The sequence below is a fragment of the Nocardia sp. 348MFTsu5.1 genome, assembly GCF_000383535.1.
GTDB classification, from domain to species: domain Bacteria; phylum Actinomycetota; class Actinomycetes; order Mycobacteriales; family Mycobacteriaceae; genus Williamsia; species Williamsia faeni.
Window position 1 is genome coordinate 41,273 of record NZ_KB911517.1, and the last position, 24,419, is coordinate 65,691.

The 24,419-nt window shown below is 61.9% G+C and carries 21 protein-coding genes and 2 pseudogenes; 10 read left to right on the plus strand and 13 right to left on the minus strand.

What is annotated here, in order from left to right; translation table 11 throughout:
- Nucleotides 1-636 precede the first annotated feature (636 nt).
- The gene (locus H290_RS31705; protein WP_020108082.1) at nt 637-774 is read left to right on the plus strand and encodes a hypothetical protein; all 138 of its coding nucleotides are present in this window, start codon (nt 637-639) and stop codon (nt 772-774) included.
- 671 nt (nt 775-1,445) lie between these two features.
- On the opposite strand, the gene H290_RS0117295 is transcribed toward H290_RS31705, so the two are convergent.
- Nucleotides 1,446-2,744, minus strand: a complete 1,299-nt coding sequence (locus tag H290_RS0117295; protein ID WP_020108084.1) for a lipase family protein — start codon at nt 2,742-2,744, stop codon at nt 1,446-1,448.
- Between the two features lie 363 nt (nt 2,745-3,107).
- Nucleotides 3,108-3,371 (minus strand): Lsr2 family protein, encoded by a 264-nt coding sequence (locus tag H290_RS31205; RefSeq protein WP_231373730.1) that lies wholly within the window; start codon nt 3,369-3,371, stop codon nt 3,108-3,110.
- Here H290_RS31205 and H290_RS30765 point away from each other — a divergent pair.
- Nucleotides 3,361-4,588: pseudogene (locus H290_RS30765) on the plus strand (IS110 family transposase). The gene H290_RS31205 and the pseudogene H290_RS30765 sit on opposite strands and share 11 nt — an antisense overlap.
- Before the next feature lie 478 nt (nt 4,589-5,066).
- Here the strand turns inward: H290_RS30765 and H290_RS0117320 are convergent.
- A complete protein-coding gene (locus H290_RS0117320) occupies nt 5,067-5,960 on the minus strand; it encodes a CoA ester lyase (RefSeq protein ID WP_020108088.1) in 894 nt (297 codons plus the stop codon).
- A gap of 379 nt (nt 5,961-6,339) precedes the next feature.
- Between H290_RS0117320 and H290_RS0117325 the strand changes: the two genes are divergently transcribed.
- The 5 genes from H290_RS0117325 (at nt 6,340) to H290_RS28935 (ending at nt 11,519) form a co-directional block, all read left to right on the plus strand.
- On the plus strand, nt 6,340-7,563 hold the full coding sequence (locus H290_RS0117325; RefSeq protein WP_020108089.1) for an ABC transporter substrate-binding protein: 1,224 nt from the start codon (nt 6,340-6,342) through the stop codon (nt 7,561-7,563).
- 14 nt (nt 7,564-7,577) lie between these two features.
- A complete protein-coding gene (locus H290_RS0117330; protein WP_020108090.1) occupies nt 7,578-8,444 on the plus strand; it encodes a branched-chain amino acid ABC transporter permease in 867 nt (288 codons plus the stop codon).
- A 68-nt stretch (nt 8,445-8,512) separates the two neighbouring features.
- Nucleotides 8,513-10,273: an ATP-binding cassette domain-containing protein gene (locus tag H290_RS0117335; protein ID WP_196809565.1), complete on the plus strand. Its 1,761-nt coding sequence runs from the start codon at nt 8,513-8,515 to the stop codon at nt 10,271-10,273.
- On the plus strand, nt 10,266-11,000 hold the full coding sequence (locus H290_RS0117340; RefSeq protein ID WP_020108092.1) for an ABC transporter ATP-binding protein: 735 nt from the start codon (nt 10,266-10,268) through the stop codon (nt 10,998-11,000). The genes H290_RS0117335 and H290_RS0117340 overlap by 8 nt, the downstream gene beginning before the upstream one ends.
- A gap of 3 nt (nt 11,001-11,003) precedes the next feature.
- Entirely contained in the window at nt 11,004-11,519 is a 516-nt protein-coding gene (locus tag H290_RS28935; protein WP_020108093.1) for a nuclear transport factor 2 family protein, read from the plus strand.
- 73 nt (nt 11,520-11,592) lie between these two features.
- Here the strand turns inward: H290_RS28935 and H290_RS30260 are convergent.
- From H290_RS30260 to H290_RS28950, 3 genes and pseudogenes are all read right to left on the minus strand, one after another.
- Nucleotides 11,593-12,336 (minus strand): annotated as a pseudogene (locus H290_RS30260) (SDR family NAD(P)-dependent oxidoreductase).
- A gap of 52 nt (nt 12,337-12,388) precedes the next feature.
- Entirely contained in the window at nt 12,389-12,550 is a 162-nt protein-coding gene (locus tag H290_RS30770; RefSeq protein ID WP_231373731.1) for a hypothetical protein, read from the minus strand.
- Between the two features lie 158 nt (nt 12,551-12,708).
- Nucleotides 12,709-14,100 (minus strand): MFS transporter, encoded by a 1,392-nt coding sequence (locus tag H290_RS28950; protein WP_196809566.1) that lies wholly within the window; start codon nt 14,098-14,100, stop codon nt 12,709-12,711.
- Nucleotides 14,101-14,346: 246 nt separating this feature from the next.
- Here H290_RS28950 and H290_RS0117370 point away from each other — a divergent pair, with 246 nt between their 5' ends.
- The 3 genes from H290_RS0117370 (at nt 14,347) to H290_RS0117380 (ending at nt 17,516) form a co-directional block, all read left to right on the plus strand.
- Entirely contained in the window at nt 14,347-15,558 is a 1,212-nt protein-coding gene (locus H290_RS0117370; RefSeq protein ID WP_020108098.1) for an acyl-CoA dehydrogenase family protein, read from the plus strand.
- A 96-nt stretch (nt 15,559-15,654) separates the two neighbouring features.
- Complete coding sequence (locus H290_RS0117375) at nt 15,655-16,323, plus strand: TetR/AcrR family transcriptional regulator (RefSeq protein ID WP_020108099.1); 669 nt, start codon at nt 15,655-15,657, stop codon at nt 16,321-16,323.
- A gap of 83 nt (nt 16,324-16,406) precedes the next feature.
- Nucleotides 16,407-17,516, plus strand: coding sequence for a CaiB/BaiF CoA-transferase family protein (locus H290_RS0117380; protein ID WP_020108100.1), 1,110 nt, complete (start codon nt 16,407-16,409; stop codon nt 17,514-17,516).
- Nucleotides 17,517-17,654: 138 nt separating this feature from the next.
- Here H290_RS0117380 and H290_RS28955 read toward each other — a convergent pair whose 3' ends face one another.
- The 7 genes from H290_RS28955 to H290_RS0117415 all read right to left on the minus strand — a co-directional run bounded on the left by H290_RS28955 (nt 17,655) and on the right by H290_RS0117415 (nt 24,390).
- Nucleotides 17,655-18,710 carry an acyl-CoA dehydrogenase family protein gene (locus H290_RS28955; protein WP_020108101.1) on the minus strand — a complete coding sequence of 352 codons (1,056 nt, stop codon included), beginning with the start codon at nt 18,708-18,710 and terminating at the stop codon, nt 17,655-17,657.
- Nucleotides 18,707-19,858: an acyl-CoA dehydrogenase family protein gene (locus H290_RS0117390; protein ID WP_020108102.1), complete on the minus strand. Its 1,152-nt coding sequence runs from the start codon at nt 19,856-19,858 to the stop codon at nt 18,707-18,709. Before H290_RS0117390 ends, H290_RS28955 begins: the two co-directional genes overlap by 4 nt.
- A 58-nt stretch (nt 19,859-19,916) precedes the next feature.
- Nucleotides 19,917-20,705, minus strand: coding sequence for an enoyl-CoA hydratase-related protein (locus H290_RS0117395; protein ID WP_020108103.1), 789 nt, complete (start codon nt 20,703-20,705; stop codon nt 19,917-19,919).
- A 14-nt stretch (nt 20,706-20,719) separates the two neighbouring features.
- Complete coding sequence (locus H290_RS0117400; protein ID WP_020108104.1) at nt 20,720-21,502, minus strand: enoyl-CoA hydratase/isomerase family protein; 783 nt, start codon at nt 21,500-21,502, stop codon at nt 20,720-20,722.
- 8 nt (nt 21,503-21,510) lie between these two features.
- Nucleotides 21,511-22,275, minus strand: a complete 765-nt coding sequence (locus tag H290_RS0117405; protein WP_020108105.1) for an SDR family NAD(P)-dependent oxidoreductase — start codon at nt 22,273-22,275, stop codon at nt 21,511-21,513.
- A gap of 119 nt (nt 22,276-22,394) precedes the next feature.
- A complete protein-coding gene (locus H290_RS0117410; protein ID WP_020108106.1) occupies nt 22,395-23,525 on the minus strand; it encodes an acetyl-CoA C-acyltransferase in 1,131 nt (376 codons plus the stop codon).
- A gap of 109 nt (nt 23,526-23,634) precedes the next feature.
- Complete coding sequence (locus H290_RS0117415; protein WP_020108107.1) at nt 23,635-24,390, minus strand: SDR family NAD(P)-dependent oxidoreductase; 756 nt, start codon at nt 24,388-24,390, stop codon at nt 23,635-23,637.
- Nucleotides 24,391-24,419 lie beyond the last annotated feature (29 nt).

Here is a 24,419-nt window from a genome sequence, read left to right on the forward strand (position 1 = left end):
TCCGCAATCGGGACGGCGACTGGACGGATTTTCCCGATACGTACCCGTTGGGCCGAACGCCAAAATTCACCAGACCCCGCGCACCGCACCGATCTGCAAACATCCACAACGGCAGGTTCAAATCCGTCCAGCGTCCATTCAAGTCTGACCGGGGGCACCACATTTACGCCGGTAAGAGGCTATTTTTGTGGACATTGAAGTCGCTCAAATCTTGACGCTACCAACTCGGTACGCAGGAGGTACGCAGCAATCCCCGCGCCAGCGTGACCTGCCTTGACAAAATATTTGTCCAGATCGTCCGACATCAGTCGCCCGCAGCACTCGAATGTCATCGTCGCTGTCCGCCCCGACCAACACGGAATCTTTGGTCCCCGTCAGGATGCCGTCGGATTCGGCCTCGACGGGCGACATTGGCGTGGCAGATCTCGCCGGCGCGACAGGGCCCGCAACTGTCCTCGGGAGGCACCGACAGTCGGGCACCGCCGTCCAGCCTGAGCTGTCGCGTCGAACGGCCGCCCTCTCGCACTTCCGCCACCGAACAAACTCGAACCGAAACTTGTCACCTTCGGCGGACCGCGTATCGGACTGAGCGACTTCGTCACCTCGTTCAACACCGTCATAGAAAGCTGCTACCGGGTGGTCAACTTCCTCGACATCGTGCCGCACGTGCCGCACGCTCCGTACACCCATGTCGGCGCCGAGATCGCCGTCGACAGTGACGGGCACATCGAGCTGATCTGGCGCCACGCACTCCCAACTATCGCGCTGGCCTGACCGCATGGATTGCGACTCACCTGTGACACCAAACGCCCACCGACCCTGCCAACTCGACCGGCACCACCCTCGCTCCGACAAGCATTGGCGACTCCTCACCCAACGATGAGATAACAAGTAACAAATGATCTTTCGGGCCACTCACCCAGCCGACGCCAGTCGACCATCCACGCAGCAAAGTGCTCAGATAGCAAAGTGCTCAGATACGGACGACTCCACTACCACTCGCCGCCGCATTCGACCGCACAAGCCTTGTCGTGCGGGTAGCCAGCGATGTCCACGACATGACCCTGGAGGTGGCGGACCTCGCTGAGCACGACGAGCTCCCTGCCTCACTGTTCCAGGGGACGGGCCTGTCGTCGAACCTGAGGAACGGATTTCCTTCTCGATGACTTGGTAGTGACTCGCCTACGGATGGCACTGTCGCAGGCGTCGAGTGCTTGAAGGATATTGTTGGGCACGGAGGGAAAATCATGATGCCGCTGTCCTATCCGGCCTTTCGGGTATTGGCGTGGTTGTCTCTAGATGAGGGCAACAACCTCCGACGGAGGTAAGGGCCGGTAATGACTTGCTCCTTGTTTTCGATCAGCTGCGCCGCGTCGGATTGATCCAAGATACTGCTGCCTACACACGCGAGGTGCGATCGACCCGGCGGCTGCGAACTGAGCAGGTCAGGCGATGACACACCGCGACTGGGGAACCTGCGTGAACCGGTCGATCATCCAACCGAGCGCGGTCGGGATACCGAAGAACTCCGGGATGCCGTGTGATGCTGCTGTTCCCGGGAGTATTTGTGGCAGCGGAAATGTGGTGAACTGCACCGTCGCACCCCGGCCGCACCATTCGCGAGCGACCTCGCGTGAGCTGCTCCACGGCACCACGTCGTCACTGTTGGAGGCCACGATGAGAATCGGCGCTTCGGGGGTCAGGGTGCCGATGCGCTGCTGGTCGAAGATGCGCTTGAGGACCGGGCTGGCGGTGGCCACCTCACCCAAGGGGCGACCACTGCTCGTCCACACACTCGTCCGCTGAAAGGCGTACCGCGCAAGCGTTTCCGGTACGCATTGGTTCGCGGTCTCACGCAACAGCGACTTTCCCGCATTGTTGAGCACCCGGTCCAGTTCAGGACGGGCCTCCGGATAGTCGGCATAGACGCCGTTGAGCGCGTATCCGACAGCCCCGGTGAGGATTCCCCCTTCGGCGAGCGCCAGGGTCTTGAGCGGGTCCACGGGCGGTGCGCCGGCGTAGGTTCCGCGGACATTGAGCTCGGGTGCGTACTGCGCTTGCAATTCGGCGGCGCCGGCGACCGCTCCCCCGCCCTGCGAGTAACCCCACATCCCGACCGGCGTGTTGTCCGGGAGGGACTTCAGGTCGATCGCCGCGCGGGCCGCGTCGAGCACCGCATTGGCCTGGCCCACCCGGTTGAGGTACCCGTGCACGGAAGGGGTACCCAGGCCTTGATAGTCCGTGACCACCACCGGGATTCCCTGCGCGACCGCCGCATAGATCGCAGCAATCTCGTACTGCACCATCACGTCAAGTCCGCCGCCGTATTGGATGACGGAGTTGAACAGCCGCGAAGGTGCACACTGATCGCCCTGACCGTGGGTACCGACGGCCATGCTTATGATCGGACGCGGACCGGGCTTGGCCCAGGCAATAGCCGGCTCGAAGTAGGTGCCGGTGACTGCGATCGGTGCACCAGTGACGTCGGTGCTGGCGTACATGATGCGGGTGCCAGTGGCGGGAAAGGCACCACCGCCAGCCGGAATACTGAACGCCAATGGTGAAGGTTCGGACCGAAGAATGCTTCCCGGGGTAGCCGGGACATCGGCGGGCGGCTGGTAGAACGCCGGCACCGGGGCCGCACTGGCACCTCCCGCACCGGCGAACACGGCCGCCGCGGCGAGGGTCACCACCGCCAGGACGCTCAGGAACAGATGAGGCAGGCGTGCGACGGTGGGGGCCATTCTGCGGAAATTACCAGGTGCGAATTGCATAGGACACCTTTTCGCGGACGCGGTGTCCACATAATTACGTGGGCACACGAATCGTCGCTCGCGCCGGTGGCACACGCCTAGAGTTGTCTAGCTTCGTGCGGCCCGATCGCCAGCCCGGATCTCCGGCAGCGATAGCCACAGACTTGAACCCGAACAACGTCGCCTTTCAAGTCGACGACCTACACGTGGTCCTCGAGAGCCTGGCCGCCCGACGGATTCGGCCTGTTGGGTGCCGTCGGCCAGTACGAGAACCAGTGCCCTGCGCATAACGCCGGAACGCTGACCACGCTTGGTGGCTACAGCAACCAGCCCCAGCACAGGAAATTGGTCGCATCATTCCGTCATCGGCGAGCTGTTCCTGTGGGCGCCGTCAGTGCGCTGCGTCGAACTCGTCGACGATCGCGCGCGGGATGCGGCCGCGGAGACCTCGTAGCCGTTCGCACGGGCCCACTCGCGGATGGCCGAGAGCTGCGCCTTGTCATTGCCCACCGCGGCCGCAGCAGGGGCGGGGGCGGGGGCCTGCTTGGTTGTAGACCGCTTCTGCCGGCCACCGATCTCTCGAATACGACTCGAGGAGGGAATACGAATGATCTTCATCGGCGATGACTGGGCTGAGGATCACCACGACGTGCACGTAATGGACACCGACGGACAGCGGTTGGCGGTCCGCCGCCTTCCCGAAGGACTTGCCGGAATCCGCGCACTGCACGAGTTGGTGGCCACCACCGCCCCCGACATCGACCCCCACCAGGTGATGGTCGGCATCGAAACCGACCGCGGATTATGGGTCACCGCACTGGCCGCAGCCGGCTACCAGATATACGCGATCAACCCGCTGGCCGCAGCACGCTACCGCGACCGCCACCATGTCTCGGGCGCCAAATCTGATGCCGCCGATGCCAAACTGCTGGCCGATCTCGTTCGTACCGACCGTCACAACCACCGCCTCATCGCCGGAGACACTGAACAAGCCGAGGCGATCAAAGTCCTTGCCCGCGCCCACCAAAACCTGATCTGGACCCGTAACCGGCACACCAACACCTTGCGGTCAGCACTGCGCGAGTACTACCCGGCAGCACTCGAGGCATTCCCCGACCTCCACAGCAGCGACGCCTTGGCTGTCTTGACCCGCGCACCAGCACCCCAGCAAGGTGCACACTTGAGTCTATCGGCACTGCGATCGACTCTGAAACGCGCTGGGCGACAACGCAATCTCGATGACCGTGCTCAACAAATCCAGACCGCACTACGCGCGCAGCACCTCACAGCACCAGCGGCGGTAGCAGCAGCTTTCGCTGCAACCACCAGCGCAACAGCGGCGATCATCGCGACCCTCAACACTCAAATTGCCGAGCTGGAAACAACTCTGGCCACGCATTTTAAGCAACACCCGGACGCCGACATCTACCTGTCCCTGCCCGGAATCGGTGTCATCCTCGGCGCCCGGGTGCTCGGCGAGTTCGCCAGACATCCCCGAACGCTATGCCACCGCCAAGTGTCGCAAAAACTACGCCGGAACATCACCCCTAACCATCGCCTCCGGAAAGAAACGTGCCGTACTGGCCCGACACGTCCGCAACCGACGCCTCTACGACGCGCTCGACCAGATGGCATTTTGTGCCCTCACCACCAGCCCCGGCGCCCACGCTTTCTACGACCAGCACCGCGCCGCCGGCGACCTGCATCACCAAGCTTTGCGCGCGCTGGGCAACCGCCTCGTCGGCATCCTGCATGGCTGCGGGCGCCACCACACCCGGTACAACGAACACACCGCCTGGGCCCACCGCACCGCATCCCAAACCCAAGCTGCTTGACGTCCTACAGCCCTGGGATGTCTAACTGGTTTTAGCAACGATCATTCGCTGAGACCGGTTCGCAACGCTCGCCTCTAGCTGACGTAAGCACCGTCGGCGCCCTAGAGATCGACTCGATGAAATCCAAGACCCTGACCTTCTCGATGCGAACGCGATGTACTGGGCGTTTGCAGGCATTGGTCGATGTTGAAAATCCGAATCATCACAGTTGGGGTCGTTTCGGTGTTTGCGCGAGATGGCGGGTGATGGGGATTCTGCGGACAAACTGCGGACAAAACCACTTGGTCAAACCTTGACCTGACGCCCCAACAACTATCAGCCACGACCAACAATCACAGCTTCGCTGCGAGCGGGCCCTGCGGGAACATAGGAGCAGGCCATGACAGATCCTTGACGGATCTTGTTGGCCCGCGTCCATACATCAATCAAGATCTTGATGCCGCAAGGGCCGGATCCCCTGCGGCTCATCCCATTCAGGTCAGGCGATGCTGAGGCTGGACCCTGCCAGCTCATCGATCTGTGCGGCGAGATTCAAGATTCGTTGCGCGTCCCTGACATGCAGACTCTCGATCATCTTCCCGCCGACCGTGATGACACTCTTACCAGCCGCTTGCGCTTCCTCGTATGCAGCAACGACCGTGCGCGCGTGGTCGATCTCTTCTGATGACGGTCCGAAAACCGAATTGGCGGTGCCGATCTGAGATGGATGGACCAACGTCTTGCCGTCGAAGCCCATTTCGCGTCCCTGCCGTGCTTCGGACTCGAAACCCTGATGGTCGGTGATGTCGTTGAATACGCCATCCAAGATCATCCTGCCGGCTGCCCGAGCACCCAGAACCGCCATCGACAGCGCCGTGACAACGGGCGCACGTCCGGGAACTTGCAGCGCGTGAATGTCGTTGATCAAATCGTTTGTACCGATGACGAGCACAGCGACGCGATCACTGGCGCCGGCAATCTCTTCGACGCGCAAGAAGGCGCCAGGAGTCTCAATCATCAGCCAGAGCTTCGTTTGGCTGTCCGCATCGGCAGCCTCCAGGGCGCCTACGAGAGCACGAACATCGACGGCCGAACCCACTTTGGGAACCAGAACACCATCCGCACCGGACTGTGCGGCCACCGCCATATCGTCGTTGTGCCACTCGGTCCCCAGCCCGTTCACACGGATGATCACCTCGCGCGGCTTCAGCGCAGCCGAACGGGCCACATCACACACCCTGTCCCGGGACTCAGCCTTGGCATCGTCACCCACAGCGTCTTCGAGGTCGAGAATCACCACGTCGGCGGCCAATTTCGCCACCTTCTCCAGCGCCCGCGCGTTGTTTCCCGGGACGTAAAGGACAGAACGGCGAGGACGCGCTGCGTCGGTCATGGAGTGGCCTTCTTTCGCTTGGAGCTGGCAACTGGACTGTTCAAATTGTTAGTCAACTAACAATTATTGTCAACTGCAGCTCTATCTGTGAGCGCCCAAAGAGCCGCTGACCTGCAGGAAGAAACTTGTTCGTTGACAATCTATTAATTCGGTGGTGTTCTTTCGCCTACGAGTTCCACGTCACACCAACCGCAACTTGTGCCCGCCATATCAAGTCCGGAACTTGCAGGAGCCCGTTGAGACAAACCGTCGCGTCCACTTCGGCCGGCGGACAACTACGACTCCGTCATCACGACCGCCGACCGCAGCACGACGAACGCCTTCCACACCAGCGCTTCGAAAGCTCGGATGACAAGTTCAGCGAAACCTGGAGGAATAAATGATCAGAATCAAGTCCAAGACCGCTCTGCGCGGAAAGCTCAAGGCCGCAACCTGTATGGCGGCGGCAGTCGCCGTCCTCACCGCTGGTTGCGCGAGCTCAACCGACGACAGCTCTTCCGGCGCATCGGATTCCGGACCCATCAGCCTCTATGCGAGTATGGGCGTCTCCGGGACCGGAGCGGCAATCCAGCCCGCACTTGAGGCCGGCATCCGCGCTGCCGTCACAGCGATCAACGACAACGGGGGGTTGCTGGGCCGGCCGATCGAGATAGAGGTCCAGAACAACGAAAGCGACCCGACCAAAGCCGTGTCGCTGCTGCAGGCAAGGATGAACAAGTCCACTCCCCCAGATCTCGTCTGGGCGGGTACCTCCAGTTCGGAAGCCCTTGCGCTGACCGGAGTTACGACCCGCGCGAAGGTGATGTCGTTCTCGCCCGGTAACAACCAGGAACTCGGTGACGCATCGAAGTTCCCGTACCTTTTCGGCTCGTCTCCTGTCGGCACTGCCATCGCCGACACACTGACGGACTATCTGGTGGAGCAGGGACACAAGACTGTCGGGATCTTGACACCCAACGATGCGCTCGGCAACTCCGCGGCCGACAGGTACAAGGCCGCCTTTGAAAAAGAGGGTCTGACTGTCGCCACGGACCGCTACGAGACCGACGCCGTCGCGATGGACGGACCGTTGGCACGCCTGGCCGATAAAAAGCCCGATGTCGTGGTCTTCAATGCCGTGGCCAATCCGGCGTACGTCCTGAAGAGTCGTGTCAAGGTCGGAATGGAGAACATTCCGTTTGTCGGTGACCTTTCGACCACCAACGTCGACTACGCGGAAACGCTGAATGCGAATGAAAAAGAGGGCGTCACGCTCGCCGCGTACACGCTCGCGACAACAGCAACCGATCGTCCGGGCGCCAAGAACCTGTTGGACTCGCTACACGCTGCCGGCGTCACCCTGAAGTCGTCGCTGAGCCTCTACGGAATTGCCTACGACGTCGTCTTGGCCTACGCCAATGCTGTTGAGTCCGTCGGCACGATGGACGTCGAAAAGGTTCGAGCCGCGATGGAAGCGAGCGCTGGAGACACCTACCCGCTGTCATTGACGGACGATCAGGGATGGACCGAGGACATCCATCTCGGTAGTGGTGACGCGCCCAACTACTTCACCTTCATTCCGGTCTCTCCACTTGTCGACGGACAGTTTCAGCTCGGTTCTTGAGAAAGGCCTTCGACATGTCGACAGCAATACTCACCGGGCTGGTTCTCGGTTCGATCTATATTCTCGTCGCTCTCGGATACAACATCGTCTTCCTGGCTTCGGGAGCGTTCAACTTTGCGCAAGCGGCCGTGGTCATGCTCGGCGCGTTTGTCGCATCCACTTATGGGGTCGAACGTGGCCTCCCCACACTCGTTGTCATCCTCTTGGCAGCTCTGATCGGTGCAGTGGTGGGTATTGCCACTGAAATCACCGCAATCCGACCGGTCGTGGGCAAGGGGTTGCACGGTGAGCTGGTCACGACGGTCGGTGTCTCGACCATCCTGACCGGACTCATTGTCGTCATCTGGGGCGTTGATATTCGGCCGGTCAATCCGATTGTGTCGTCCGCCGTTGTCACGATCTTCAGTGGTCGAGTCACTGTGGACGGTCTGATACTCATCGCAGTCGCCATCGTGAGCTGCCTCGGCCTCTGGGCCTGGTCTCGCTTCACGTTGGGCGGCTTGGCATCCCTGGCAGTGTCCGAGGATCGGCCGGCGGCGACACTACGCGGCATCAACGTCAACTACCTGTCGATACTTGCCACAGCGTCCGCCGGAGCCATCGGTGGTGCTGCCGGCGTCTTTGTCGGCACGCAAACCCTGGCGGTGCCGACCATAGCCGCGGTCCTGACATTGAACTCATTCTTGGTGCTCATCATCGGCGGAATGGGCTCTTTCCCAGGCCTTCTGATTGGCGGTCTGGTGGTCGGCATCCTCGAAGCACTGACCGGAAGGTACCTGGGGAGCGAATACGTCACGCTCATGCTGTTCGCACTCCTCCTCGCCGTCCTCTTGGTCAAGCCAGAAGGATTCTTCGGACAGAAAGTGAACCGAGTCGTATGAACATCGCATCTCGCCTCAAGATAGATGGCAGTCGTCTGTGGACTCTGCCCCTGGCCCTGGGAGTACTGGTGCTTCTTGCACCAATGCTCGGCCTGAGCCAGGTGGATCAACGGCAATTCATCCTGGTCGCGATCCTTGCCCTGACCGTCAGCGGACTCAATTTGGCATGGGGCTACGGCGGTGAGTTGGCGATCGGCCAATTGGCCATGTACGCCCTGGGCGCCTACGTCACCGGCTGGATGGTAATGGAAGGCTACGACCTGGCGTTCGCGATGCTCGCCTCGTGTATCGCCGCAGCCGCACTGGGCTTGTTAACCGGACTCCCCGCACTCCGCGTGAGTGGCTGGGGCGTTGCCATGGCGTCGTTCTTCTTGATCATCCTGATCCCGGACATCATCAAGTTGTTCGAAGATCAAACAGGTGGACAGATCGGGATGATCGGTATTCCGGGTCCGGTTCTCTTCGGTCAGGAGCTGTCTGACGATCAGTTCTATGGATTGGTGATCCTCTGCCTCATTGCCTGGCTCGTCCTGATGCGTAACCTCGTCACGTCCCGGCACGGGTCGGCCCTTCGTGTCATGCGTGAAAGCCCGGTTCTCGCAGCAAGTCTCGGTCTCAACGTGCGACGCCTGAAACTGACCATCTACGTCATGGCTGCGATCCCCGCAGGCCTTGCCGGCAGCCTCTTCGTCTTCGTCGACCGCTTCATCGCTCCCGACTACTTCGATTTCGCAGCGGCAATTCTCATCGTCGCCGCCGCTGTACTCGGCGGAGCCGAAACCGTTTACGGAGCGATCATCGGTGCGGCGATCCTCACGATCTTGCCGCAGCGCTTCGGCTCATTCGACCACTACGCCGAGATCGTGTTCGGCGCGTTCCTACTCGTCGGAGGCATCCTCCTCACCAATACTCGCCTCCGAAACGGACTCGATTCACTCAAATTGCGAATCCGCAACTGGGGGTCCACATCTGAAGCACAGACAGCTACCGAAGCCGCTCGAGTACCTGAATTGCCGCAGCGTGCGGTCAAGGTCGAATCGGTGACCAAAAGCTTCGGCGGCAACACTGCGCTGAACGCCGTCTCCGTTCAGGCCAAGCCCGGAGAGATCACGGCCCTCATCGGCGCCAACGGATCGGGAAAGACCACCCTGCTGAACGTCATTTCCGGCTTCTACCCCGCGGACTCGGGCACAGTTCTCCTCGATGGTCAGCCGCTTCCCCTAGGCAAGGCGTCACACACTGCCCGACGCGGTGTCGCCCGCACCTTCCAGACCCCCATCGTGCCGTCGTCGATGACGACCGAAGAAGCAGTGGAGGTCGGGCGCTACGTCCACGACTACTGTGGAATCCCGAGTTCGATGCTCCGGCTCCCCAAGCACTGGACTGTCGCCCACAAGGACCAAGCCGAGGCTGATACCTGGTTGCGCGCAACCGGTCTCATCCATGAGGCGAAAGCACTTGCCAGGGGTCTGTCGCTGGGTGATCGCCGAATGCTGGAGGTCGCTCGCGCACTCGCGACCGGAGCGTCGGTGCTACTTCTCGACGAAGTCGCCTCCGGGCTGGACCCGGTCGATCTCGAGCGACTCAGCGTGCTGTTACGCGCAGTGCGTGATGCCGGTGGCACCGTCATACTCGTCGAGCACAACTTCCGTCTGGTGTGCGACCTCGCCGATTCGATCTACGTCCTCGAACGCGGCGAACTGATCGCTCACGGGGATCCCGAAGCGATCCAACAAGATCCGGCCGTCGCTCGTAGTTACCTGGGTGACGAACTCTCAATGGACGGACAAATCAGCGCCGTCGATACCGCCAGGAGTACCCATGCTTGAGCGCAATCCCGTCTTGAAGGTCACTGACCTGTCCGCCGGCTATGGCGATATCGGCGTCCTGTTCGACGTCAGTCTGACCGCGTGGGAAGGCTCGGTCACCGCGCTCTTTGGATCCAATGGTGCCGGCAAGACCACCCTCATGTCCGCCATCACCGGACTGATTCGTACGAGCACTGGACGCATCGAACTCAACGACGCCGACATCTCAGACAAGTCGGCACACGCGCGCTCCACCGCCGGCGTGGCTCTGGTTCAGGAAAACAAGCGGGTATTTCGCAAGCGCACCGTCCACGAGAACCTCATCTTGGGCGGGTACAGGCTCAAGCGTTCCGAGCGCCCAACCTCCCTCGAGGCGGCGTACGAGCGCTTCCCCATCTTGCGGGACAAGAGCAACGCCAAAGCTGGTTCACTCTCTGGCGGGCAACAACAGATGCTCGCCATTGCGCAAGCGCTGATGCCCGGGCCAAAGGTACTCCTTCTCGATGAGCCGTCCGCGGGGTTGGCACCCATCATCGTCAACGAATTGCTCCAGAGCATCGTACGGATGAAGGCTGAGGGAATGGCTGTCGTTCTTGTCGAACAGCTTGTTGGAAAGGCACTTTCGGTCGCCGACCACGTAGTGGCACTGCAACACGGTCGAGTAGTGATCGACGCCGACGCCGCGGAGGTCGACGACGAGAAGCTCCGTGCGGCATACCTGGGCGCGCGAGATGACAGCGCGGTATAGGGCATGTCCGACTCGCAGATGGCGGATCTGATTGACAAGCAATCGTTGTACGAGAACATGGCGCTCTACTGTCGCGGAATGGACCGCAAGGACCTCATGACGATGAAGTCGACATTCTGGCCCGAGGCGACCGATAACCATGGATCGTTCGTCGGGTCCGCGCACGAGTTCTGCGAGTGGGCCTGCGAGAACCAGAAGAAGGGACACCACCGCTCGCACCACTACATATCGAACGTTCTGATCGAACTGGACGGCGCCACCGCTCGCCGCGAGACCGCGGTCGTCTACGCCATGGTCCGTCCCGACGAAGACCGCATCGAGGTCATGGGCGGGCGATACCGGGATCTGTGCGAAAAGAGGCAAGGCGAATGGAAGGTGCTCCGGCGGGTCGTGATATTTGATTTCGCCCAGCAGCATTCACCGATCGCCGACTTCGGAGCCGTGTTCGGTGGTATACCCCCGACCTCACGCTTCGGCGAGCTGTTCCCTACCGACCCGTTCTACGACGCAGAGTGGTGAAACCCGAATCCCCACCCAGAAGTCTGGGCGGGGATTCGGCCATTCACGACCCCGCTGGTTGTGAGATCAGCTGTCAGTTCCCCGGAAGTCGCGAAGCAGCATCGAGACGGATGGTCTCGCCGTTCAGCATCGGGTTCTCAATGATCTGCGTCACCAGCAACCCAAACTCGTCGGGACGCCCCATGCGGTTCGGGTGCGGAATCGAATCCGCGAATCGGTCAAATGTCGAGGCCGGTAGCCAGGTGTAGAAGAGACCGGGGCGATGGTGCAGACGCGGATCAGATGGCGGGCAAGGTCGCGCGCTGACGCCAGGGTCAGCCCGATGATGCCGGATTTCGACGCGGCGTAAGAGACCTGCCCCACTTGACCTTCGAAACCTGCGATCGACGACGTGAGGACACATACGCCACGCTCACCAAGGAAGGGTTCGGAAGCAGCCATCGCTTCCGCGGCAAGCCGTAGGACGTTATATGTGCCGATCAGATTCAGGGACACGACTCCGCGAAGTCCTGGAGCCGGGCTGCCTTCCCGCGTTCGTCGAGGACGCCGGTCCGGCCTGGCCCGCCCGCACAGTGCACCACCGCCCGGATGGGGCCGTGGGCATTCGCAGTCTTCATCGCCTCGCCAACCTCGAACTCGCTGGTCACGTCCGCAGGGGCAAACGTCCCGGAGAGTTCAGCGGCGACCTCATGGCCCCTGGAGGTGACGAGATCCACGATCGTGACCTGCGCCCCGATGCCGTGAGCTTTGTTGCCGTGGCCAGCCCGAGACCGGATGCGCCACCGGTGACCACTATGGATGAGCCCTTGATCAGCATTGACGGTCCTGACTCCTTTTACATTCCTTGCCTGAGGGCTCTCGGTCGATATCTACATGCCGGAAGCCGAGATCTCCCCTGCGCGGTCGGCTGTCGTGTGCCGGTCCGGATAAGCGCGCATCAATTCACTCAAATCCTTACCGCCGCAGTTGATCTCGCTGATCACCTGCCACAGCCGCTCCGCGAACCGGTCAGCCGTCATGCCGGAGTTCACGAGAATGTCCTCGTCGCGCCCCTAAAAGGAGCCCATAGGGCAGCGAAATCGATTAGTCGCTGAGCCTCGGCGTCGGCCAGCTCAGCCACCGAGGGTTCATGAAAGTTCATTCGTCTCCCCAGAGTTGTATACGTCACGGAAAAGCCGGCACAGATGTTTCAGGCGTCCAACCGGCGGTCGAGGCCGGCCGACGCACTCGCGCCCGGCGCCTCAACGGCTGCGATGCCACGGCGACTCGAAAGAACACCTACCACTGCGATCCCGACCGCGGCGACGATCGCTGGGATCACAGCCAACAGGAAGATCGTTTTCGCCGGCAGTTCAGCGGCCAGGAGTGCGCCACCGATCGACGGTCCGACAACCGAACCCACCCTGCCGACCGCGGACAGAAAGCCCATCCCCGTTGCTCGCAGCCAGTCCGGATAGACCTCGGTGGCCACCGCGTTGACACACATCTGAGTACCGATCGCGCATGCTCCTACAAAGAACAGCGAGATCATCAAGACCACGAAGGATCCAAGTGACAGGGCCGTGACCACAGTTGCGATTGCAGCGACGATGAAGGCCAGGCTCAGGACTCGGTATGGCGACTTGCTGCGGTCAACTCGAGCGCCCAGGGTGACCCCACCCACCATTGCACCGAGGTTGCATATCGATGAGGCTAAGACGGCCTGCCCCGTCGAGAAGCCGGCATCCTTGAGGACGGACGGTATCCATGACATGAGGAACAAGATCAAGAGAACAGCACTGAAGAACACGGCGCACAGGACCAACGTCACCGGCGCCAGTCGCTGTGTGAAGAGAAGCTTTATCGAAGGCTTGTCACCGTTTCCCGACACCTGCACCACCGGGACCGCAGTGGACGTGCCGACCGCTCGCGAATCGATCGCCCGCAACAGTGACCGCGCCTCATCGTGTTTACCGCTGACCGTCAGGAACTGGGCCGTCTCGGGAAGCCATCGAAGTAGCGCCGGGATCAGCAGGAGAGGGAACAAACCACCGACGACAAAAACAAATCGCCATCCCAATGACGGCATGATGGCACTGGCCAAGAGCCCGCCAAGGAACCCTCCCGCGGCACTACTCGCGCCGACGATCGTCACGATGGTGGCGCGTTTCCGCTTCGGCGCGAACTCTGCACCGTATGCGTAACTGTTCGGAATAACCGCTCCGAGCCCGATACCCGCGAGGAAACGAAGCGCGATGATCTGCTCGATGTTCTGGGTGACCAGCACACACAGGGTCATCGCTCCGAAGATCGCGACTCCGGCCAGCAACACCGGCCGGCGACCATAGCGATCGGCGCGCGGCGCCAGAAGTATTGCGCCAACGATCATTCCGATGAGCGAGGCGACTATCGCCGGGGTGAGACTAGCCGTCGTGACATCCCACTCTTCGGCAATGGCCGGAGAAGTGATCGCCATGATCAGGGCATCGAATCCGTCGAAGAAGGATACAGCCATGATCGCGGCGATCGCCTTGCGCTGCACAGACGACAGCGATGCCTTGTCAATGATCCGCTGGACGTCCAGCGTGTGATGCGTAGGCACGTAGTGGTCCTCGGGTGTCATTTCGTTTTCGTCGTGGGCGGGAAGGCAGATCGCCGGTCGTCTCGCCCCTGCGAAGAGTGGTTAAAGTGTTGCGCGTCACAAGCAATATTGAGCCAAAGAACTTTGCTTGTCAACTCACAAATCTTTTCGCAAGGACTCACCTGGCCGATCACCCTTGCCGCGCCAGACTCGACGCGATAGTCTGCTATTAATTGCTTGTCAACAAACTATGAATGGGGTCTACTCGTGAACCGTCCACTGGCCGATCCGCGACCCAGAATTCCGCACGCTTACCGGACCGAAGAGCGTGAAGCCATTCAGGAGATGGCTCGCGAGTTCGCCATGCGCGAAGTACTCCCGGTGGCCAACGAACTCGATCCACAGCACGGACTGATCCCCGACGCTCTTCGTGCCAAGATGGCCGAACTCGGCTTCTTCGGGATTCTGATCCCCGAGGAGCACGGTGGGCTCGGGCTCGGCGTCTTCGAGTACGCAATCATCACCGAAGAACTCGCACGCGCGTGGATGAGCGTCGCCAGCATCATCACCCGTTCCGGAGTGGCCTCGGCGCTCGATCCCACCCAGCGGGCAGAAATTCTTCCAAAGGCCGCCCGTGGCGAATGGCTCGGCGCGTTTGCGATGAGCGAGCCCGGCGCGGGTTCCGACATCGCCTCCATCCGCACCAGGGCGGACAAGGTCGACGGCGGGTGGTCGATCAACGGACAGAAGATGTGGTGCACATTCGCCGACCAGTCCGACGGGATCATCATCGTCGCACGGACCGAGGCATACGACCCGACCAACCGCCACAAGGGAATTCGCCGCTTCATTGCGTACAAGGACCGTGGCGAGTTCCCCAAGGGTTGCACAGGAACAGCTGTGCGCAAGATCGGTTACCACGGTTGGCAGACGTTCGAATTGTCCTTCGATGATTGCTTCGTGCCGGACGATTGTCTCCTCGGTTACGAACAAGATCCAAACAGCCCCGACCAGGGCTTCAAGCGCGTCGCCGCGGGTATGTTGACGCCACGCGTTCACACCGCTGCGCGCTCGATCGGCCTGGCGCGAGGCGCGCTCGAGGACTCGATCCGCTACGTCCAGGAACGCGAACAGTTCGGGCACGCAATCGGAGACTTCCAGGCGACGCGGTTCAAGATTGCCACCATGGCGACCGAGATCGAGACGTGCCGAGCGCTGATGTACGAGATCGCGGCCGATATCGATGCTGGTGAGGCGTCCGACGTGCGCGCCGCGATGGCCAAGTACGCGGCGGCAGAGATGTCCGAGCGGGTGACGTCGGAAGCACTACAGATCCATGGGGGCGCCGGCTACACGACTGACTTCCCGATCGAACGCTATTGGCGCGACGCTCGTTTGACGAAAATCTTCGAAGGAACCTCGGAGATCATGCAGCGCCTGATCTCCGATCGCCTCCTTCCGCCGACTCCGTTCCGGTAAATCTGCTCCCAGCACAACGCCGCCGGTACCGCCACCGGAGTAGCAACCTATCTGAAAAGGTAGAATTCTTTTTGGTTATCGAACTAGGATTGAGAGATGGAAGCTCAGCAGACGCTCAACGGACATCAGGTCAGGTCCGAACGCTCCACCCGTCTACTCCTCCGCGCTGCAGGTGAACTCGTCGCCGAGGGCGGCTATCAGTCGATGACGCTTGCAACAGTCGGTGAGCGCGCAGGATATAGCCGCAGCCTCGCCACAGCCCGTTTCGGCTCCAAGGCAAAGCTTCTCGAAGCTCTGGTCGAGGAAATCGTGGTGCGGTGGGACGTAGAAAAGGTCGAGCCGGAGCTGCACGACTTGACCGGGCTCGATGCACTGCGAGTGATGTTGACCGAGATCAAGAACTCGTACGAGAAGAGCCCTCGGTCACTGAGCACCCTGTATGCGTTGGTTTTCGAGGCCGTCGGCCCGGTCCCGGATTTGAGGGACCGCTTTGTTGCCTTCCACAAGAACCAGCGAGCTCGCGTCGCCACGTACATCAGAAACGGCTTGGAAGACGGTTCCATTCGAGCCGGAATCGATCCCGAGCAACAGGCCGCAATGATCGTCGCTCAGCTCCGCGGAGTCGGATATCTGTGGAAGCTGGACCCCGACAGCATCGATTCCGGCGCAGTCCTTGCCACGTTCATCGACCAAGTGGTCCGCAACCTTGCCGCCGTATCGGAGCCGGCCGACAGCGACGCGACCGCCGATCGCTTTGAGGCCTGAGGCCTGAGGGCCGGTCCCCCAGCTCTGAGCCACCCCCTACTGAACCTGTGAGGTCAACGCCCGCAGGTGGATTGAGACATGCCATGACAGGACCTCTGACTGGAATCAAGGTTATCGAACTGGCCAGTATCGGCCCCGGCCCGCATGCCGGAATGATCCTTGCCGATCTCGGCGCCGACGTGGTCCGCGTCGAACGTCGGGATGGACCGTTCGGCATCGGCGCCCAAGGCCGCAATGAGCAGCTGCGTGGACGGCGAATCATCGCTGCCGATCTCAAGTCCGACGAAGACCGGACAACGGTATTGGAGATGGTCAAGCATGCGGACGTGCTGATCGAAGGATATCGGCCCGGGGTTGCCGAGCGGCTCGGACTCGGGCCCGAGGAATGCCACGCGGTGAATCCTCGGCTCGTCTATGGCCGGATGACCGGTTGGGGCCAAGATGGTCCGCTGGCACATCAGGCGGGTCACGACATCAACTATCTTTCGATCGCGGGCATCCTCAACGCCGTAGGCCGCGCAGGACAACGACCCGTCCCACCGTTGAACCTGATCGGCGACTACGGAGGCGGCTCAACCTATCTCCTCATCGGCATCTTGGCTGCGCTGTGGGAGCGGGAACGATCCGGGCAGGGCCAGGTCATCGACGCCGCAATGATCGACGGCGTCAGCAACCTCGCGCATATGTTGTGGTCGATGTACGGCGGCGGCGCATGGAGTGCCAACCGCGGCGAGAACTTCCTCGATGGCGGCGCACCCTTCTACGACACCTACGAATGCGCGGACGGCGGCTACATGGCGGTGGGAGCCGTCGAGCCCCAGTTCTACCGACGTCTACTCGAGTGCACGGGTCTGGCGGGCGACGAACTCCCCGACCAGCACGACCGCGCCGGCTGGCCAATTGTTCGCGCCCGGTTGACCGAAGCGTTCCTTGCACAGCCACGCAGTCACTGGGAGAACATCTTTGGTTCGGTCGACGCGTGCGTGACACCCGTGCTGACCTTTGATGAAGCCAGCCGCCACGAACACGTCGTCGCACGAGGCATCGTCGAGAACATGGGTGGCATCGTTCAGCCCACCCCCGCACCGAGGTTCTCCCGCACCGAGCCCGGCACTCCGGGCCGACCACCGAGTCATCCCCTCGACGCCGACGCGATTCTCTCGGATTGGCGTAAGGCGTCAAATCAGTCCTGACTTGCCCGAAATACAGTGCCTTCAACGATTTCGAACAACACAGAAAACCTCCGCCCGGAAGACCGAGCGGAGGTTTTTTCTGTACATTGCATTACCAGCAGCAGAGAACTTCAACGAATGCTGCTGGGCTGCAACCGCTTACACATTGTCGGACAGCAGCGACCACAGATCATCAGCTCCGGCAGCCAGTGTCAGTGTGCCGACTTCTTCGGCCCACCCTCGCGCAGCACCGCACTCGTCACGCCAACTCCAGATCCGCGTGGTGCACAGCCGGAGGTCGTGCTCCTCGGTGAACCCGATCGCTCCGTGTATTTGGTGAGCAATCCTGGCGACCGAACCCGCAGACTCTGCGGCGGACACCTTTGCGGCAGCGATCGCGAGTTCCCACGACTGTCCGTCGTCGAGCGCCAGTGCCGCCGACTCGGCAACAGTCCGGCACAGCAGGACTTCACTGGCCATCGCGGCGATCTGGTGTTGAACGCTCTGAAACTTGTCGAGCGAGCGGCCGAATTGCTCGCGCTCAGAAGCATAGGTGAGAGACATCTCCAGGGACCGCTGAGCCGCTCCTGCCAGCATCGCCAGGCGTCCCAATGCACCACGAGCGACGAACTGACGTTCATCGACCCCGCATCCCTCGGGGAGTTCATGAACTCTACTCTCCGACAGAGTGTTACGGCGGATCACCACGCGATCGCGCGGCTCACCGGCCATGTTGGTACCCGGCTCCGCATCGAACTCTTGGCGAGTGAGGACCACGACGTGCTGTCCGCTCAACACCACCAGGTGGTCAGCGATTCGAGCCCACGGGACGCGGTTCAACTGGCCATCGATCACCCAGCCATCCGCCACTCGCACGAGAGTGAGGCCGGACCCGCCCACGGCCGCCGTCATCGGCCCTTCCGGAAGCTCGGCCTCACACGAGCTGAGCAGCCAGGCCGCCTGCAATGCGGTTTCCGCGAAGGGCACTGCGGCGCAATGTTGTCCGAGCACCCGCAACACGGCAGCAGCCGCGTGGGCATCACCACCCGAACCACCGCGCTCTTCGGGCACCGACAGCAGTGTGATGCCGATCTGCTCCAATGCAGACCACAGCCGAGTGTTCCACTGCGCGCCATCCACCGTCGTCTCCGGCGACGGATGCCGACCACACGCATCGGTCACTGCGTCGATGAGGGCCTCGGTAATATCGTTCATGCCACCTTCACCGCTTTCGCCACGACTCCGCGCAATATCTCGTTTGTGCCCCCGCGAAGAGTGAATCCGGGGCTGTGTAGGACCGCTTCGGCAAGCATGCGCGGCAATCGTTGCAACGAGGCGAGGTCGGGTTCGACGCCGACCATCAACCGGACACTGTCGATGAGGTCTCCCTCGAAACGGGTGCCGAGATCCTTGACGATGGCCGCAGCGGTGGCGGGGTCTGCTCCCTCCTCGAGACGGCCGGCAACAGACAATGACATCTGACGCAGGGCCCACAATCGAGACATCAGCTCCCCCAGGCGAACCCGGTCGACGTCGAGACCGCTGTGGATCATGTGGCGCAGCGCCTCCACCAGGAGCGGGAAGGTGGACAGGATCCGCTCGGGACCGCTTCGCTCAAACGCCAGCTCACTGGTGACCTGCTTCCACCCGGCACCGGGCTCACCGAGTACGCGAGAATCCGGCACAAACGTGTCGTGGAAGACGACCTCGTTGAAATGATGTTCGCCGGTCAACAGTTTGATCGGGCGCACGTCGATGCTCGGGTCCGGAAGCTCGATGATGACCTGGGTCAGACCGGCGTGCCGGGACTCACCGAGTCGCTCTGTTCGGATGAGCGCGATCATTGCGTGCGCATGATGGGCGCCACTGGTCCAGATCTTGGTGCCGGAAACTCTCCAGCCGCCATCCACCTTGGTTCCGCGGGTCCGAACCGAGGCAAGGTCAGAACCGGTGTCGGGCTCGCTCATCCCGATGGCGAAGTAACACTCACCGCGGGCTATGCGCGGCAGAAAGGTCTGTCGCTGCTCTTCGGTACCGAACTTGATGAGCGATTGACCGGATTGCCGGTCGGCGATCCAATGTGCCGCTACAGGCGCACCCGCGGCAAGCAGCTCTTCAGTCACCACAAAGCGTGCCAGGGCGCCTTCTGCCGAACCGCCGTATTGCGTCGGAAAAGCCATGCCGAGCCAGCCACGATCGGCGAGCCGACGACTGAAGCTCGGGTCCCACCCCGCCAGCCACTGATCACAGTGCGGAACTATCCGCCCCTCGGAGATCTCCTCGTGCAAAAACTCACGAACATGCCGGCGAAGCTCGACGAGCCGCTCCGGCAGTGTCACAGGTGACAGATTCAGAAACTCCATCGATGCCCTTCCCTAGTCGGGCCACGCCCGGTCAGCTCACGTGTGGGTTTACACCTGGTCACAGCGCCCATCGCCCGGTGTAGTGGGGCGGGTCGGACTTGTCCAGGAACGCACGGAATGCCGCCGTAGCGTCCTCGGTAGCGAAGTTCACCGCCTGGGCGGCGGCCTCATTGCGGATTGCAGCAGCCAGGTCGGTCCCAACACCTTCATTGAGCAAGCTCTTCGACTGCTCCAGCGCGATCGGGGGCATCGCCGACAGCTTGTGTGCCAGATCGGTCACGAACTCGTCGATCTCCTCCACCGGCCGAACCCAGGTCACCATCCCCAAGCGATGCGCTTCGTCTGCATCGATGACCTCCGCAAGCAGGGCGAGACGTTTTGCCTGCTGGAGACCAACAATCCGCGGAAGCAGCCAGGAGCCGCCGAAGTCCATCGAAAGGCCGCGACGGACAAAGATTTCGCTGAACCGGGCCCGGCTGGAGGCAACCACGAAGTCACAGGCCAATGCCATGTTGCAACCGGCCCCGGCGGCAACACCATCAACCTTCGCGATCACGGGCACCGGCAGCTCAAACAGTGCAAGGGCGACGTCGCCGATGCGACGGAGCCGAGGAATGGGGTGCTCGTTGTGTTTGCTCTTGGCAACATCGGCGCCGGCGCAGAAGGCACCGCCGGCACCCTGCAGGACGACGACCCGCGTGTCGGGGTCGTTGCGGATGCCTTGCAGCATCTCCGTGAGCGTCCCCCACATCGCGGTGTCGATGGCGTTCTTGCGCTCTGGCAGGTTCAGTGTGATGGTCGTGATGCCCTGATCAGATGTCAGGACAACCGGATCCTGCGAGTTCATGATTGCAACTGCCCTTATCGGCCGTGGAACGACGGCGTGCGTCGTTCACTGAAGGCGGCGCGCGCCTCTATGGAGTCCTTCGTCCCGTGCACGACGGCGAGGTGGGACGAAATCAGGTCGAGCGCGGTTCGCAGGTCGGTATGAACCGACTGCTGTGCCGCCCTTTTGATCATGGCGACGTTGATCGGTGGTTGCTCAGCCAGCTTGCGCGCGAATGCCTGGTAGCCCTCATCGAACTCGCTGTCAGCAAATACCTTGGTGGCCAGCCCGATTCGCGACGCCTCTTCTGCATCGACGAAATCTCCGGTCCACAACAGTTCCAGGGCCTTCGACATGCCGACCAGACGCGGAAGGTAATAGCACCCGCCGTCGCCGGGAACCAGTCCGACGCGGATGTATCCCTCCGACATTCGAGCCGATTGCGTCAGCACACGGATGTCACACATCAGGGCCATATCCATTCCGGCGCCTACCGCCACACCGTTCACGGCGGCGATGATCGGCTTGGACAATGCGTCAACCGCCCGCGCGACCTCGTGGATGCGGTCGGTGAGCATGGATTTCAGTGCGAAGGGCTCGTCACCGACGGCCTCGAGCACCGACAGGTCGATGCCGGAGCAAAACGCGTTGCCGCTGCCGGTGAGCACAACGACCCGAACATCAGGGTCGGTGCGCGCCGAACGCAACGCGTCAGCCCAGGCCTCGATCATGTCGAACGTGAACGCGTTCTTGGCCTGGGGACGATTCAGCAGAATCGTCCCTACGCCGTTTTCAGCTGTGTACTCCAGGTCAGCCATCGGTCGGCCTAGCGCGGTGCCATGCGAAGGGCGCCATCGAGGCGAATCGTCTCACCGTTGATGTAGCCGTTCTCCAGGATGTGGCTTGCCAGATGTGCGAACTCGTCGGGGGTTCCAAGTCGTTGCGGGTTCGGAACACTGATTGCCAGGCTTTCGCGTACGTCTTCGCGCAGGCGCCCGAGCAGTGGGGTGTCCATGATGCCGGGAGCGATCGAGCAGACGCGAATTCCCTTGCTGGCCAAGTCACGAGCTGCGGTGAGCGTCATGCCCACGATGCCGGCCTTGGTTGCGGTGTACGGAATCTGCCCGATCTGACCTTCGTATGCAGCGACCGAAGCGGTCATGATGATGGCGCCGCGTTCACCGTTGATGGCCTCGTGCTTGGCCATGCGGGCTGCACCGAGCCGCAGCGCGTTGAAGCTACCGACCAGGTTGAGCTTGAGGACGAACTCGAAATCGTCGAGCGATCCCGGGTTGCCTTCCTTGTCGAGCAGACGCAGCCGGCGACCGGAACCGGCACAATGCACCAGCCCCTTGAGCGGTCCCACCTCGTCGGCAGCGTCGAGCGCGTCCCCGAACGATTTTTCGTCGGTAACGTCGCCCGGGGTGAAGATCGCGTTGTCGCCGAGCTCTTTTGCGACTGCCTCACCGTTGGAGCCGGGAAGGTCCACAAGAGCGACCTTCGCGCCGGCGCCGACCAGACGCTGTGCCGTGGCCAGGCCTAGTCCCGAAGCTCCGCCCGTGACCGCGATGACAGATCCGTTCAATTGCATGTTGTTCTCCTCTTCAGTCGTTGGGGGTGGCGCCACAAGCGCCGCCCAGGCAACTCGCTCCTTCGATCAGGAGACGAGTTGGTTTGAATTGTCGTGCCGGTACCCGGACGGGAAACCGGTCAGAGCAACTCAAGGATCGTGGCGTTCGCCAGACCGCCGGCTTCACACATGGTCTGCAGGCCGTAGCGGATTCCGTTGTCGCGCATATGGTGCACCAAACGCGTCATCAGGATGGCGCCCGATCCACCAAGGGGGTGCCCCACGGCAATGGCCCCACCGAGCGGGTTCAAACGGTCTTCTTTGGCGCCGACCTCGGCCAGCCAGGCCAATGGAACGGACGCAAACGCTTCGTTGACCTCGAAGGCGCCGATCTCGTCGATCGAGAGTCCCGACTTCTTCAATGCCAGCTCGGTCGCGCGAATCGGACCGGTCAACATGATCACCGGGTCGTCACCGGCCACCACAGCGGTGTGAATCCGGGCAAGGGGTTTGAGCCCGGCTGCCTTGGCGATGTCGGAGGTGGTCAACAGCAGCGCGCCCGAACCGTCGGAGATCTGCGAGGCGTTTCCGGCCGAAACGACTCCGTCGCTCTTGAACGGGGTCGGGAGGGTGGCAAGCTTCTCGAGCGTGCCGCCACGTCGAACACCTTCGTCGGACTCGAGTCCGGCAATCGAGACCAGCTGGGAGTCGAAAGCGCCGGCGTCGATAGCCTCGGCAGCCAACCGGTGTGACCGCAGCGAGTACTCATCGAGTGCCGTCCGAGACATACCCCATCGCTCGGCGATCATCTCGGCACCAACGCCCTGGTTGAAGCCGTCAACGCCGTAGCGTTCGAGCAGAACGGTGGGTGCGGGCTGGCCGCCCTGAGCCGCACTCCCCATCGGGACACGGGTCATCGATTCCACTCCGCCGGCCACAGCGAAGTCGTAGTGTCCAGCAATGACTCCGGCAGCGGCGAAGCTGACTGCCTGCTGGCTCGATCCACATGCCCGGTTCACCGAGGTGGCCGGGACGGTCTCGGGCCAACCGGCCGTAAGGACGGCGTTCCTACCGATGTTGCTGGCCTGTTCGGATACCTGGCTCACGCAACCCCAGATCACATCGTCAACAGAAGACGGATCGAAGTTGTTGCGCTCGGCCAGTGCCCGCAGCACGGTGGCGGAGATGACGGCGGGGTGGACATCCGCCAACGCTCCATTCCGCTTGCCAATGGGTGTGCGGACGGCATCGACGATCACCGCATCTCTCATGTTCCAGCTCCCTGATTTTTATTGTCTGTCAACCAACAAACTTTTGTCTGATGGAAACACAAACTGCGTATCTTTACAAGACCCCCACCTGTGTCGCACCGGTGAGGTGTTACTGCTTCGCGGTCTCGCCACCATCGATGACGTACACGGCCCCGGACACGAACTTCGATGCCGACGACGAGAGGTAGCAGACCAGAGGCCCGATCTCGTCCGGGTCGGCCATCCGCCGAGCGGGAATCTTCCGCACCCGCTTGGCCAAAATGTCCGGGTTTCCGGTGACAAACGACTGTGCCTCGGTGGCGAACGCTCCCGGAGCGATGGCATTGACCTGGATGTCGTGGCGGGCCCACTCGGCCGCAAGCGCTTTCGTCAATTGGATGGCAGCACCCTTGGACGCAGAGTAAGCAGCGAGCGTTGCCTTGCCGAGAATGCCCGAGGTGGACACGACGTTGATGATGCGCCCGCCCTTCCCCGCTGCGACGAAGTGGCGTGCCGCAGCCTGCGAGAGGATCGCGATGGAGGCGACATTGACTTCCATGGTCTCGTCGAAGAGCGACATGTCCATCTCGAGAAAGTCTGCCGCCAAGGCGATTCCGGCGTTGTTCACGACGGCGTCAAGACTGCCGAGCTGCTCCACAGCAACCGAGGCGAGCGCACCCACCTGGTCACGATCGCGCATATCGCACACCTGGGGGTGGATGGTGCCGGCGAACTCTTCGGCGGCCAACTCTTTGAGGCTCGCTTCGGATCTCGCCACCGCCAGCACGTTCGCGCCTTCAGCGGCCAGCGCCCGCGCGGCAGCTCGTCCCAGACCTTTACTCGCACCGGTGACGATGACGCCGCGGCCGGTCAGCTTCAAATCCATGTAGTTTCCCTCTCTAGTTCGAACGTGCG

What these genes read in the sequence shown, in the direction of transcription:
- H290_RS0117410 (WP_020108106.1), bottom strand. Translation starts at nt 23,525, where the DNA reads ATGAGAGATGCGGTGATCGTCGATGCCGTCCGCACACCCATTGGCAAG.
- H290_RS0117400 (WP_020108104.1), bottom strand. Translation starts at nt 21,502, where the DNA reads ATGGCTGACCTGGAGTACACAGCTGAAAACGGCGTAGGGACGATTCTG.
- H290_RS28955 (WP_020108101.1), bottom strand. Translation starts at nt 18,710, where the DNA reads ATGAACGATATTACCGAGGCCCTCATCGACGCAGTGACCGATGCGTGT.
- H290_RS0117295 (WP_020108084.1), bottom strand. Translation starts at nt 2,744, where the DNA reads ATGGCCCCCACCGTCGCACGCCTGCCTCATCTGTTCCTGAGCGTCCTG.
- H290_RS0117320 (WP_020108088.1), bottom strand. Translation starts at nt 5,960, where the DNA reads ATGACCGACGCAGCGCGTCCTCGCCGTTCTGTCCTTTACGTCCCGGGA.
- H290_RS0117395 (WP_020108103.1), bottom strand. Translation starts at nt 20,705, where the DNA reads ATGAACTCGCAGGATCCGGTTGTCCTGACATCTGATCAGGGCATCACG.
- H290_RS0117405 (WP_020108105.1), bottom strand. Translation starts at nt 22,275, where the DNA reads ATGCAATTGAACGGATCTGTCATCGCGGTCACGGGCGGAGCTTCGGGA.
- H290_RS0117325 (WP_020108089.1), top strand. Translation starts at nt 6,340, where the DNA reads ATGATCAGAATCAAGTCCAAGACCGCTCTGCGCGGAAAGCTCAAGGCC.
- H290_RS0117375 (WP_020108099.1), top strand. Translation starts at nt 15,655, where the DNA reads ATGGAAGCTCAGCAGACGCTCAACGGACATCAGGTCAGGTCCGAACGC.
- H290_RS0117380 (WP_020108100.1), top strand. Translation starts at nt 16,407, where the DNA reads ATGACAGGACCTCTGACTGGAATCAAGGTTATCGAACTGGCCAGTATC.
- H290_RS0117330 (WP_020108090.1), top strand. Translation starts at nt 7,578, where the DNA reads ATGTCGACAGCAATACTCACCGGGCTGGTTCTCGGTTCGATCTATATT.
- H290_RS0117390 (WP_020108102.1), bottom strand. Translation starts at nt 19,858, where the DNA reads ATGGAGTTTCTGAATCTGTCACCTGTGACACTGCCGGAGCGGCTCGTC.
- H290_RS28935 (WP_020108093.1), top strand. Translation starts at nt 11,004, where the DNA reads ATGTCCGACTCGCAGATGGCGGATCTGATTGACAAGCAATCGTTGTAC.
- H290_RS0117415 (WP_020108107.1), bottom strand. Translation starts at nt 24,390, where the DNA reads ATGGATTTGAAGCTGACCGGCCGCGGCGTCATCGTCACCGGTGCGAGT.
- H290_RS0117340 (WP_020108092.1), top strand. Translation starts at nt 10,266, where the DNA reads ATGCTTGAGCGCAATCCCGTCTTGAAGGTCACTGACCTGTCCGCCGGC.
- H290_RS31205 (WP_231373730.1), bottom strand. Translation starts at nt 3,371, where the DNA reads ATGAAGATCATTCGTATTCCCTCCTCGAGTCGTATTCGAGAGATCGGT.